The following is a 12,999-nucleotide window of genomic DNA, read 5'->3' on the forward strand; positions in this document are numbered from 1 at the left end:
TAATGCTTGAGTTGTTGTTCTTACTTTTACCTATTGCTGCCGCTTATGGTTGGTATATGGGTAACAGGAGCGCAAGTAACCAAAAGCAAGAAAAGTCTGACCACTTATCTCGCCAATATGTAACAGGTCTTAATATGTTGTTATCAGATGAATCTGATAAAGCAGTAGACCTGTTCATTGAGTTGCTTCAGGTTGACAGTGAAACTATTGATACTCATCTTGCTCTTGGTAATTTATTCCGCAGCAGAGGAGAGGTTGATCGCGCTATTCGTATTCACCAAAATTTGATAGCAAGGCCTAATTTATCGATTGAACAACGTAACTTAGCTTTACAACAATTAGCAAAAGATTATATGGCAGCAGGTTTTTTTGATCGTGCTGAGCGTATTTTTGAGCAGTTGTTGGATGAGCCTGATTATCGAAAGTCTGCATTACAACAGTTATTAGCCATTTATCAACAAACGCGAGAATGGGAAAAAGCCATTGAAATGGCAACTCAGTTGGTGAAATTAGGTAAAACGAAACTAAAGCATAATATTGCTCATTACTGGTGTGAACTGTCTATGCTTGAACTGAGTGCTCAGAATCAAGATAAAGCTATGCAGTTACTCAAAAAAGCGCTGTCAGTGGATAAACACTGTGTTCGTGCCTCGATTGCAATGGCAAAAATACAAGTTAAACAACAAGAATATAAACAAGCTGCAAAAATTTTAGAGCGTATATCTGAACAAGATATTGAGTTTGTGGGTGAGGCTTTACCATTATTATTTGAATGTTATGAAGCAATGCATAATCAAACGGCATGGCTGAAATATTTACAACATTGTGTCGAACAAAAAGCAGGGGCGAGTGCTGAACTAATGCTTGCTGATGAAATTGCTAAGCATGATGGCGTAGTAACCGCACAGTCTTTTATGACACGCCAACTTCAACAAAATCCCACGATGAAAGGCTTTTATCAGTTGATGGAATACCATCTTGATGAGGCAGAGGAAGGTCGAGCTAAAGAAAGCTTAACCAGTTTGCGTCACTTAGTGGGTGAGCAACTTAAAGCGAAACCCCGCTATCGTTGTCGTCAATGTGGTTTTGCAACGCATGCTTTATATTGGCAATGTCCTTCTTGTAAGAGCTGGGGGCAAATCAAGCCAATTCGAGGACTTGATGGTGAATAATTATCACCGAGTATTTTTATATTATTAAAACCAGTGCAGTAATGTACTGGTTTTTTTGTAGTTGTAGTTATCAAATTTAATCAATTGATGTAAAATCCTGCCGGCGGTGGGATAACCGTTCAATGGATATATTTAGATATAATAGGAGACTCAATGCTAGACGCTAAAGTAACAGACCCTAAAGTAATCGTTGCCCTTGATTATGATAATCACCATGAGGCACTCGCTTTTGTCGATCGTATTGAGCCAGGAAGCTGCCGATTAAAAGTCGGTAAAGAGATGTTCACTTTTTTTGGTCCTGATTTTGTGCGCCAATTACATGCTCGCGGCCATTCAGTATTTCTAGACTTAAAATTTCATGATATTCCAAATACGTGTTCAAAAGCAGTAAGAGCGGCCGCGGAATTAGGGGTGTGGATGGTGAATGTACATGCTAGTGGTGGTGAGCGCATGATGACTGCTTCACGTGAAATTTTAGAACCTTATGGTAAAGATCGCCCATTATTAATTGGTGTGACGGTTTTAACCAGTATGGAAGCCAGTGATTTAGCCGGCGTCGGTATTTTGTGTCAACCACAACAACAGGTATTGAATTTAGCAACATTGACTAAAAATAGTGGTCTTGATGGTGTTGTCTGTTCTGCGCAAGAAGCCATTATATTAAAATCGAAATTGGGACAACCATTTAAGTTGGTAACCCCTGGTATTCGTCCTGTAGGCAGTGAAGCGGGTGATCAGCGTCGAGTGATGACGCCAGTTGAAGCGATTGAAGCTGGGTCTGATTACTTAGTGATTGGTCGTCCAATTACTCAAGCAAGTGATCCTGCGGCAGTATTAGCTGCAATTAATAAAACATTGGCTTAATTTTTAATAAATAAGCAAACGATAACGCCAGTGTTTTTATGTCAATGATGTAAAAATACTGGCGTTAATTTTTATATTAGTAGCTGATTTTAGGCGTACTATTAAGTATACGAGTACTTTTTTCTCGTGTTGGTATACTAAAGTGACTATCAAGTAGCTTTTGCGTTAATGAGTGCTTAGGGTTAGCAAAGACATTCGCAGTACGTCCTTTTTCGACGACTTCGCCATCGTGCATCACCATTACTTTGTCACTGAAATGTTTTACCACTCCCATATGTTGTGATACATACACATAAGACAATCCCATCTCTTCTTGCAATTCAAGTAACAGGTTTATCATTTGTGAGCGCATTGACATATCTAAACCATTTAAGGCTTCATCAGCGACAATAATACAAGGTTGCAAAATAAGCGCACGGGCAAGTGATACACGTTGTTTTTGTCCTGTTGCAAGCATCTGAGGGTAAAAATAAGCATGCTCTGGCAGTAAACCGACGCGTTTAAGTGTATCCATAATACGTCGCTCACGAGCTTGTGGGGTCATGTTCGTATTTTGTTTTAACGGTCCTTCAAGGATCCGTCCAATTTGAATCCGTGGATTTAACGCAGTATTAGGATCTTGGAAAATCATTCGAATCAATTTGCAGCGTGTTTGATAATCATGGTGATGAAGTTGTTCACCATTTACTCGCACAATACCTTCTGTTGGCGTGATCACCCCTGCCAGCATTTTTGCTAATGTTGATTTCCCTGAGCCATTTTCACCTAATAGCGCAATAGTTTCGCCTGCATTGAGTTGAAATGAAACCGGTTTTACTGCTTCAATGGTACGACGGCGGAATAAACCTGAACGGTAGTGATAATCTTTTTTTAGGTTTACAACTTCAAGTAGTGAACTCATTTGTTGTCATCCTTCATATTTAGCGGGAAATGACAGCTAAATTTATGGCCTTTGATTTTTCGGCGAGGAGGTACTTCTACACATTTTCGTTGTGCATAAGGACAACGAGGGCCTAACCTGCAGCCGATGGGTAAATGTTGGAGTGGGGGAATAGACCCCGGTAATGTTTCTAATTTAGATTTATGATTAATGCCAAGCGAAAAGTCAGGCATTGCCCGCATCAATGCTGCGGTATAAGGGTGGTGAGGAAGCTCAAGTAATTCTTTTGATGTGCCTGATTCAACTGATTGCCCACAATACATTACCGTGATCCTATCCGCCCATTGGGTTACGGTAGTGAGATCATGGCTAACGAGTAGAATGGTGGTGTTGCCTAATTGATTCATACGACTTAACAAGCGGAAAATTTGTGCTTGAGTAATAGGGTCAAGATCGTTAGTCGGTTCATCAGCAATCAATAGTCGTGGACGGTTAGCAATCGCCATTGCAATCATTACTTTTTGGCATTCACCATCAGTTAATTCATAAGGATAGCTACGCATGATCCGTTTATGTTCTTTAATACCGACTTTATGTAATAACGCAATGGCTTGTTTCTGACGCCAATGAAAACGCTGCCAAATTCGACCACTAAATGATGATGATGGAATAGCCTCTTCTAATTGTTCACCAATACGTTCAGAGGGATCAAGACAAGTTGATGGCTCTTGAAATATCATCGCGATTTCGCGGCTAACAATTTTACGACGTTGACGAGGGGATAATGCCAGTAAATCGACATCACCTAAACGCATTCGGTCAGCATTAACTCGCCAGTTATCTTTACATACACCTGCAATTGCTTTTGCTACTAAGCTTTTACCTGAGCCAGATTCTCCCACTAAACCACGAATTTCACTTTCGTTAATCGTAATACTCATGCGATCAACGGCTTTTACCATCCCTTGTGGCGTGTCAATTTCGATGGTTAAGTTACGTATATCAAGTAAAGGCATGTTAATCAATTCCCGCGTTAAGTGCTTGACGCATACCATCACCAACAAGGTTAATGACTAATACGCTAAACATAATCGCAAGCCCTGGCAGGGTAACTGTCCATGGCGCAAGATAAATAAGGTCAATCGAATCCCCAAGCATTGCACCCCATTCAGGTTGAGGTGCTTGTGCCCCTAAGCCTAAAAAGCCAAGTGCAGCAATATCCATAATCGCGACTGAAATGGCACGTGTCATTTCAGTGGTAATGGTAGTTAAAATGTTAGGTAATATCGAATTATAAAGAAGGTAAAAGTTATTTGCACCATCAAGACGAGCGGCAATAATATAGTCTTTAGCTACCTCAATGTGAACTGCGGTATAGACAGCACGAATGAACCGAGGAATTAAGGCCAGCCAAATGGCGAATAAAATGTGAGTTTCTCCTGGTCCCATATAGGCAACAACAATAATCGCGAGTAGCAATGATGGAATCGATAATACGGTATCTAATATATGATTAAGAAAACTCGATTTAAGGCCACTACTCATGCCCGCTAAAATACCAATTAGCAGTCCAATAATACTGGATGCAAATGCGATTAATAACGCATAACCAAAGGTTAATTGGCTGCCTATTAACAATCGCGATAAAATATCACGCCCGAGATCATCGGTACCAAAAAAGAACGAGACATGTCCTGAATTGTCCCATGATGGCGGCATCAGTAGTTCACCTACTTGCTCTACCGCAGAATAAGGGGCTAACCAGCGCGCATTAATGGTAATTAATAACAAGGCTAATAGACACCACAGGCCAAACATTGCTAATGAGTTAGCGCGAAAATTTTGCCATGAGCGTTCCCATTGGGTTGGGATAGTGGCTTCTTGGTAAACACTATTTGATGGCATACCATTCCTTTCTTACCAATGGATTAACAAGTGCGCCAATAACATCTGATAAGATATTGGCTAATAAAATAAAGCCGCCTACAGTAATAACCCCAGCTTGGATGGCGATATAGTTTTGTGCCGCAATAGCATTGAGTAACCAGCGACCAATACCGGGCCAGTTAAAAATAGATTCAGTCAACATCGCAAAGGTCATCATTGAGGCAAACTGCATTCCTAATTTTGGAATAATAGGTGGCAGCGCATTTTTCATACCATGGCGGCGTACAATCTCAAAGGTTGACAGGCCCTTGGTTTGAGCAACTTTGATGTAATTTTTGGTCATTACTTCGGCTATTGATGCACGTGTTAAACGAATAACCTCGGTTGTTGGGGCCATTGCTAGCACAATAGTCGGTAATATAAGGTGCTTAATTGCATCAAAGAAGGCTTCCATGCGGTAAGGCTTATCGGATAGTAGAATATCTACTAATGCAAAACCGGTAACATGGTTAAATTGGTATAATAAACTATAGCGCCCAGAAACAGGAAGCCATCCTAAGTTCAATGAAAACAATAAGATAAGCAACATTGCAAGCCAAAACAAAGGGATGGAATAACCTAATAATGTAATTGAACTAATGATGGTATCAATAGGGTAGCCTCGACGGACGCCGGCAATAGTACCTAACGGGATCCCAATCACTAAAGATAACAGAAAAGCAAAAAAACATAATTCTAATGTAGCAGGAAAGACTTTGAGTATCTCTGTACTCATCGGAATACCTGTCGAGCTAATACCTAAGTTACCTGAGAATAAATTTTGTAGGTAAATGAACCAACCTTGCCAAAAGGGTTCATAAGCCCATTGCAATTGGGTATCAAGTCTTAAAATGCTGAAACTGACAATGGTTAGAATGAGTAATGTAATAATAAATAGATTTAAGCGACGTATAATGTAGATAAACATACTTTACTCAGTCCGATAGACGCTGGAAAATGAATACGAGCCAAAAGGACTCATCTGTAGTCCGCCGAGTGTTTTATTGTGCGCTTGAAAACGCACACCATGAGCAAGAGGAATGATCGGCACTTGTTGATCAAGGATATCTTGTGCATGTTTGTAGTAGTTAACCCGTTGTTGGGTTTTATTAGTACGTAATGCTAACTCAAGTAAATTATCAAACTGAATATCACACCAATTAGCTACATTTAATCCCACATGCTTTGCATTACAAGACAGTAATGGACGCAAAAAATTATCAGGATCACCGTTATCGGCAATCCAACCTGCAAGCATCATATCGTACTTATTCATGTTATTGACACCTAAGCGACCGATATTATCTTGATGATAAATAATCACATTGATACCAATAGCTTTGAGATTAGCTTGAATCAGTTCTGCTGTTTTTTGTGGACTTGGGTTATAAGGTCGTGATTCTAAAGGAACCCACATCGTTAATATTTGATCAGTGTTATAGCCTGCTTGTTTAAGCAATGCCTTCGCTTTTTTAGGATTATAATTAATGGCTTTACTGTCATTATTATAAGCCCATGATGTTGGTGGCAATAAGCTTTTTGCTTTGGTTGCCGTGCCATAATAGACTGAATTAAGTAGTGTATTTCTGTTAATGGCGTAGCTGATAGCTTCTCGAACTTTGAGGTTGTTTAAGGGCTTTAGATCAGTATTTAATGCTAAAAATGATACGTTCATCCCAGTTTGTGCTAATAATTCATAATTATTATTGTCTGTGATCACTGGTAATTGACTGGCAACAGGCGAAGCTAAGACATCACATTCCGCGCTTAATAATTTGGTTAAATTGCCCATGCCTCGAGAAGAAATATCAAACACCACTTGTTCCATTGGCGCAGTACCTTGCCAATAACCTGTATGGTGCTTTAAACGAATAAGATCGTTAGGGATAAATTGATCAACATAAAAAGGTCCAGTCCCTATTGGGCGGCTATCCAATTTACCAATTTGGCCGGACTTTAATAATTGTTGACTATATTCAGCTGAATAAACAACAGCATAACTGGTGGCTAAATTAGATAAGAAAGAATTATCTGGGCGTCTTAATGTAAATTGAACCGTATGAGGATTCAGTGCTTTAATGCTCTCAACATCATTAGCAAATCCGAGACTTTCAAACCACGGATAGCGACCTCCAGAGATATGATGAAAAGGATTGTCGGGATTAATCACGCGCTCAAAACTGAATACAACATCATTAGCATTCATAGTACGTGTTGGCGTAAACCATGTGGTTGTTTGAAATTTCACGCCTTGGCGAAGAGTAAATGTATACACTAAACCGTCATCACTGATCGTCCAGCTTTTAGCGAGATCGGGTAGTGGTTTATAGCTAATGGGATCGAGTAATAGCAGACGGTCAAAAATTTGTGCCGAAAGGGTTTCTGCTGTTAGTCCACCGTCTGTTAACTGAGGATTAAGCGTTGTTGGTGTATCTTGACCACAATAGACAAACCCGCTTCGTAGGGTAATAGAATCTTTTGTTGGTTGTTTACAGCCACTAAAGGTTAATAAAACCAAACTAGCAATAAAAAGACGATAGTAAGCGCTCATATTTAATAGGCGTTATTTGAAATTAAGTTTTTAAATTTAACATTTTCCATCTCGCTCACCAAGTTATCCTGCTTGTTTTAAATTAAATTAGCGAAAAAGCGTCAATTATGTTGAATAGTAGTCTCAATTTGGTTGATTAATCACCATTAACATTGATGTCATATTTGCGAATTAATCCCCTTAGTTGATGGTAACTAAGGTTTAATAATTCGGCTGCTTTTGTTTGATTAAATTTAGCGAATGTTAAAGATTGTTTAATCCATATAATTTCTTGTTGTTGCAGTTGTTGGCGTAAATCTATAGGGAATGTCAATGTCGCCGTATCTTGTTTTTGTAATTGTACAATTGTCTGGGGCTGGGACAGAGATGGTTGAGTAGTTGCTATGTCAAGTTGCTCCCACGGCGTCGTAAAGGGGTCAATAATAATGGTATCTATAGCTTCATTTTCTATCGCATGACGAAATATCGAGCGTTCAACAACATTTTTTAATTCACGAATATTACCCGGCCATGTGTAGTTTAATAATTGTTGCTGGGCGTGATAACTAAAACCGGCAAAATAACTAAAGTTCATTTCACGACACATTCGAATCGCATAATGTTCGGCTAATGGTAAAATATCATCAGCCCGTGCTCTAAGTGGTGGTAAATGGATCACTTCAAACGCTAATCTATCTAATAAATCGGCTCTAAATTTTCCGTCTACGGCAAGCTGTGGTAAGTTTTGATTGGTGGCACAGATGAGTCGAACATTGGCTTGGCAGCTTTTATTGCCACCAACACGTTCATATTCACCGTATTCAATCACACGTAAGAGTTTTTCTTGAACGCCCATCGGTGCCGTTGCAAGTTCATCTAAAAAAAGTGTGCCATTTTCAGCACGTTCAAATCGCCCCTGATGTCGACCTTTTGCGCCTGTAAATGCGCCAGCTTCATGGCCAAACAGTTCAGAATCAATAACGCCTTCACTTAATGCTGCGCAATTTAAGCTAACAAGAGGTTGATCCCATCGGGTTGATAGATAGTGAATACGTTGTGCAATTAGTTCTTTACCTGTACCGCGTTCCCCTAAAATAAGCACGGGACGATTAAGTGTTGCTAACCGTGATGCGTGATCAAGTACGGCTAAAAAAACGTCTGATTCACCGATTAAATTTTCGGTTTTTCTCATTGGTCAATCTCACTAAAAGTTGGTTATATTCACTATATCATTGTTGGTTAATATACGGTGATATTTATTTAATTATTGTAAAACAGTCACTTAAAAGTTGGCACGCAAGTTGATATGTATATAGAAGAATTGCACCTCACATGACAATATATTGTGAGTTTGATGATATAAACCGTTTATTGTGTGAAATCCAATGCGGTTGACTAAGGAGTTTTATTATGGGTATTTTTTCTCGTTTTGCTGATATCGTAAATGCTAATGTCAATTCATTATTAGATAAAGCAGAAGATCCGCAAAAATTGATTCGTCTTATCATTCAAGAAATGGAAGATACATTGGTTGAAGTGCGTACTTCATCAGCGCGTGCATTAGCAGATAAAAAAGAGCTGCGTCGCCGTATTACAGCAATTGAAACACAATCAACAGATTGGCAACAAAAAGCCAGTTTAGCGATTCAAAAAGGCCGTGAAGATCTTGCTCGTGCCGCATTAATTGAAAAACAAAAGTTAGTTGATGTTGCGTTAACATTAAATGAAGAATATAAGTTAGTTGATGAAACGATTGAGAAATTATCGTTAGAAGTGGCTGAACTTGAGCGTAAATTATTAGAAACTCGTGCTCGTCAGCAAGCGTTAGTGACGCGTCATAAAGCTGCCGACACGCGCCGAGATGTACGTCGTCAACTTGATACCAGTAAAGTTGATGAAGCAATGTCGAAGTTTGAACAATACGAGCGTCGTATTGATGAAATGGAAGCAGAAGCGGATAGCTATAGTTTTGGTCGTGGAAAAAGCTTAGAGTCAGAATTTGCAGATCTTCAAGCACAAGACGATATTGAAAAAGAGCTTGAGAGTCTAAAAGCAAGCATGAATAATAAACAACAGTAATTGTAAGGTATTGCCTTTTCAATAATAGAAAAACAATAATAATGCTATTACCTTTGCGTGAAAGGAGAACAACAAATGTCGATGGGTTTTATTAGTATTCCGTTAGTGGTGTTTATGATTATTGTGGCGCCATTGTGGTTGATTCTTCATTACCGCAGTAAGCATAAATCAGGTGAGGGATTATCTGGTGAGGATCATCAAAAGTTAGAAACCTTAGTGGCACGCGCAGAGGTGATGCAAGAGCGAATTGTTACGCTTGAGCGAATTCTAGATGCTGATGTACCACAATGGAGGCAGAAATAGTGCGTAAAACATTATTCCGTGATCCTAAAAATGGTAAATTAGGCGGTGTTTGTGCAGGTTTAGCTGAATATTTCGGTGTTGAAATTTGGTTGATGCGTATCTTGGCTGTTACGGCTTTTTTATTAGGTGTTGGTTTTTTTGCAACTGTGGCTTATATCGCAGCGTGGTTAATTTTAGACAAAATGCCACCGCAACGGAAAGAACAACAGCATCAATATACCGAACATAACGTCAAGCAAAAACCATGGCAAACAGGGCAATCAGCGCAACAAATTTTACATAATGTTGAAACTGAACTTGGGCGTAGTGAAGCTAAAATTCAAAAAATGGAAGCTTATGTAACATCTTCTGCCTTTAAAGTTGATCGTGAATTTAATAAACTTTAGCGTAGAAATCTAAAGTGCTTGATATTATTTCGTAGATTAAGTTGATAAATACTATCAAGATGAAGCAGGTACTGATGATATCAGGCCTGCTTTTTTGTGGTTGGTTATAAAACCATATCGATGAATAGGGAACCGTGATGAATCGAATTAGCAATGAAGTGAATAAATGGGTTAACCGCAGCCTTGATCGCCATGTGCGTCTTGCGGTAACCGGTTTATCTCGCGCAGGAAAAACGGCCTTTATTACCTCACTGATTAACCAGTTATTACACGTCAGTACTAATCCTCGATTACCGATGTTTTCAGCGGTAAGAGAAGGCTATTTATTAGGTTCAAAAAGAGTACCTCAGCTGGATATGCATGTCCCTAAATTTGGCTATGATGATGGTATGAATGCGTTATTATCGGCTCCACCATCATGGCCTCAGCCAACCAGTGATGTTAGTCAAACGCGATTAGCATTGCGCTTTAAACCGCAAAAAGGGGCCTTGAAATTATTTCAAGATACGGCGACGTTGTATCTCGATATTATTGATTACCCTGGTGAGTGGTTATTAGATTTACCCTTACTTGACCTTGATTTTATGAATTGGTCGAAGCAACAAGCACAAGCATTAAAAGGTCAGCGGTTAGCATTAGCACAATCATGGTTATCAATGGGGGAGCTGTTTGATCCTTTTGCTCCTGCTGATGAAGCCTTGATTGAAACGATTTCTGCTTCGTTTACGGATTATTTACATCAATGTAAGGCCGAAGGTGGTTTACATTGGGTTCAGCCGGGGCGGTTTGTATTACCAGGGGAATTAGCGGGCGCGCCCGTATTACAGTTCTTTCCGATGGTCTGGACCAATAAATATACTGAGCAACAACTAGCAACAGCCACTGATGATAGTAACTTTGGGATGCTAAAAAAACGTTATAAGTATTATCAGCAACATGTCGTGAAAGCTTTTTATCGTGATCATTTCTCTAAGTTTGATCGACAAATTGTGCTGGTTGATTGCTTACAACCATTAAATGCAGGTCATGAGTCGTTTAATGATATGCGCCAAGCATTAGATCAATTGATGCAAAGTTTTAAATATGGTCGTAGTTCAATGTTACGACGGTTATTTGCACCACGGATTGATAAAGTGTTGTTTGCCGCGACAAAAGCGGATCATATAACCCCAGAGCAACACCCAAACTTAGTTGGCTTATTACAGCAATTGGTTAATGAAGCATGGCAAACTGCCTCGTTTGAAGGTATTAGCATGGATTGTGTTAGCTTGGCATCGATTCAAGCGAGTGAGCCTGGTTTTGTGAATTACCAAGGTAAACAAGTACCCGCATTACGTGGTACGGATATTTCTGGTAATGCACAAACTTTCTTTCCTGGTGATGTGCCGCGACGATTACCCAATCAAGATTTTTGGGATAAAAATGGATTCGATTTCATTAATTTACGCCCTTTACCACAACAAATAGATGAACCGTTACCGCATATTCGAATGGATAAAGCATTGGAATATCTTTTGGGAGATAAATTGCAATGACAGAGCCATTAAAAGCAAAAATAGTGTTTGATGAGGTTCAACAGCCGTTAAATGATCAACAACCGGATTTAACGATAAAAATGAACTTTGAACAACAAAGCGAATTTTTGCCTGATACAGTTGAGAGTACTGAAGTTGAGAGCGAACAAACGCTAGAACAAATTTTAGCCGCTAAGCCTAAACGTCGTTATCGTTGGTTCAAAGGGTTATTGGTTGCTGGTGCTGCTATGGTTGGCTGGCAAACCGTGGATCATGTCACAACAGCTTATCAAACCAGTAATTGGCTATCGTTAGGGTGGAGTGCCATTGTTGCAGGTATTGCTGTGGCGGGTATTGGTGCGTTAGGACGTGAGTTTATTAATTTACGCCGTTTAAAACAACGTCAAACTGAACGTGAGCAAGCGCAGTTATTATTAGTGGCTGATGGTATTGGGGCTGGTAAAGCTTTTTGCGTTAAATTAGCTAAATTAAGCCAAATTCCAACCGATAATCATGGTTATGATCGTTGGCTCCATGCATTAGCTGCAACCCATAATGATCGAGAAGTGTTGGCGCTTTATGATCAAATGGTGGTGAGTCAACAAGATAAATTAGCCCGACAGTTAGTGGCAAAATATTCTAGTGAAGCGGCATTAATGGTGGCATTGAGTCCGTTAGCGGTGGCTGATATGTTGTTAGTTGCTTGGCGTAATTTTCGTTTAATTGAACAAATTTCAGCAGTGTATGGTATTGAACTTAGTTATTGGTCACGGATTAAATTAGTCAAACTAGTGCTCGCGAATATGGCATTTGCTGGTGCATCTGAAGTGATTGCCGATTTAGGGATGGATATGTTGTCGATGGATCTTGCTGGAAGAATGTCAACCCGAGTAGCCCAAGGTGTTGGGGTCGGTTTATTAACAGGTCGATTAGGACTTAAAGCGATTAACCTTATGCGTCCATTACCATGGATGGAGGGTGAACAGCCTAAATTGAGTGAAATTCGTCGCGACCTATTAAGTCAATTAGGTAAGCAAGATAAGCGCTAACGATTGAATTAATACACAATAAAAAAGAGAACTTCGGTTCTCTTTTTTATTGTCGATAATATTTCTTTTTATATTTAATCTATGTATATGCGATCTCGTGGCTTGACTCATTAATGGGTTAGTCGCACACTGACACAACTGTCAGGAATAGTTGACAGTATTCACTTATGGATACTTTTAATTGTGTGGATTAAGTCTCTCAGGGGTAAAGCTTAACACCATGATTAATATTGGTATTGTTCAAGATTGTCCTAAATGGATAACTGTAATTAATTATACACAGAAGATAAATAACA

At 39.4% G+C, this 12,999-nt stretch carries 13 protein-coding genes; 7 read left to right on the forward strand and 6 right to left on the reverse strand.

Annotated elements, in window-relative coordinates:
• Window positions 1-2 precede the first annotated feature (2 nt).
• Together lapB and pyrF are read left to right on the forward strand one after the other, a co-directional pair.
• Window positions 3-1,172 carry a lipopolysaccharide assembly protein LapB gene (gene lapB / locus GLP24_RS06635; RefSeq protein ID WP_232615746.1) on the forward strand — a complete coding sequence of 390 codons (1,170 nt, stop codon included), beginning with the start codon at window positions 3-5 and terminating at the stop codon, window positions 1,170-1,172.
• 153 nt (window positions 1,173-1,325) lie between these two features.
• Complete coding sequence (gene pyrF / locus GLP24_RS06640) at window positions 1,326-2,036, forward strand: orotidine-5'-phosphate decarboxylase (protein WP_232603545.1); 711 nt, start codon at window positions 1,326-1,328, stop codon at window positions 2,034-2,036.
• 76 nt (window positions 2,037-2,112) lie between these two features.
• Here pyrF and GLP24_RS06645 read toward each other — a convergent pair whose 3' ends face one another.
• The 6 genes from GLP24_RS06645 to pspF form a co-directional block, all read right to left on the reverse strand.
• Window positions 2,113-2,937 (reverse strand): peptide ABC transporter ATP-binding protein, encoded by an 825-nt coding sequence (locus GLP24_RS06645; protein ID WP_101767052.1) that lies wholly within the window; start codon window positions 2,935-2,937, stop codon window positions 2,113-2,115.
• The gene (locus tag GLP24_RS06650; protein ID WP_101767051.1) at window positions 2,934-3,932 is read right to left on the reverse strand and encodes a peptide ABC transporter ATP-binding protein; all 999 of its coding nucleotides are present in this window, start codon (window positions 3,930-3,932) and stop codon (window positions 2,934-2,936) included. The genes GLP24_RS06645 and GLP24_RS06650 overlap by 4 nt, the downstream gene beginning before the upstream one ends.
• A gap of 1 nt (window position 3,933) precedes the next feature.
• The gene (sapC, locus tag GLP24_RS06655) at window positions 3,934-4,821 is read right to left on the reverse strand and encodes a putrescine export ABC transporter permease SapC (protein WP_101767050.1); all 888 of its coding nucleotides are present in this window, start codon (window positions 4,819-4,821) and stop codon (window positions 3,934-3,936) included.
• Complete coding sequence (locus GLP24_RS06660; RefSeq protein ID WP_101767049.1) at window positions 4,808-5,770, reverse strand: ABC transporter permease; 963 nt, start codon at window positions 5,768-5,770, stop codon at window positions 4,808-4,810. Before GLP24_RS06660 ends, sapC begins: the two co-directional genes overlap by 14 nt.
• Before the next feature lie 3 nt (window positions 5,771-5,773).
• The gene (gene sapA / locus GLP24_RS06665) at window positions 5,774-7,393 is read right to left on the reverse strand and encodes an ABC transporter substrate-binding protein SapA (protein WP_232615747.1); all 1,620 of its coding nucleotides are present in this window, start codon (window positions 7,391-7,393) and stop codon (window positions 5,774-5,776) included.
• Window positions 7,394-7,529: 136 nt separating this feature from the next.
• Entirely contained in the window at window positions 7,530-8,564 is a 1,035-nt protein-coding gene (pspF, locus tag GLP24_RS06670; RefSeq protein WP_232577133.1) for a phage shock protein operon transcriptional activator, read from the reverse strand.
• Between the two features lie 218 nt (window positions 8,565-8,782).
• Here pspF and pspA point away from each other — a divergent pair, with 218 nt between their 5' ends.
• The 5 genes from pspA (at window position 8,783) to GLP24_RS06695 (ending at window position 12,703) form a co-directional block, all read left to right on the forward strand.
• On the forward strand, window positions 8,783-9,451 hold the full coding sequence (gene pspA, locus GLP24_RS06675; RefSeq protein WP_101767046.1) for a phage shock protein PspA: 669 nt from the start codon (window positions 8,783-8,785) through the stop codon (window positions 9,449-9,451).
• Window positions 9,452-9,526: 75 nt separating this feature from the next.
• Window positions 9,527-9,754, forward strand: a complete 228-nt coding sequence (gene pspB / locus GLP24_RS06680; protein ID WP_101767045.1) for an envelope stress response membrane protein PspB — start codon at window positions 9,527-9,529, stop codon at window positions 9,752-9,754.
• The gene (gene pspC / locus GLP24_RS06685; protein WP_227990252.1) at window positions 9,751-10,140 is read left to right on the forward strand and encodes an envelope stress response membrane protein PspC; all 390 of its coding nucleotides are present in this window, start codon (window positions 9,751-9,753) and stop codon (window positions 10,138-10,140) included. The genes pspB and pspC overlap by 4 nt, the downstream gene beginning before the upstream one ends.
• A 137-nt stretch (window positions 10,141-10,277) precedes the next feature.
• Window positions 10,278-11,675, forward strand: a complete 1,398-nt coding sequence (locus GLP24_RS06690; protein ID WP_232574869.1) for a YcjX family GTP-binding protein — start codon at window positions 10,278-10,280, stop codon at window positions 11,673-11,675.
• Complete coding sequence (locus GLP24_RS06695) at window positions 11,672-12,703, forward strand: YcjF family protein (protein ID WP_221942603.1); 1,032 nt, start codon at window positions 11,672-11,674, stop codon at window positions 12,701-12,703. The genes GLP24_RS06690 and GLP24_RS06695 overlap by 4 nt, the downstream gene beginning before the upstream one ends.
• Window positions 12,704-12,999 lie beyond the last annotated feature (296 nt).

It is taken from the genome of Photobacterium carnosum, assembly GCF_021236965.1.
Lineage (GTDB): Bacteria > Pseudomonadota > Gammaproteobacteria > Enterobacterales > Vibrionaceae > Photobacterium > Photobacterium carnosum.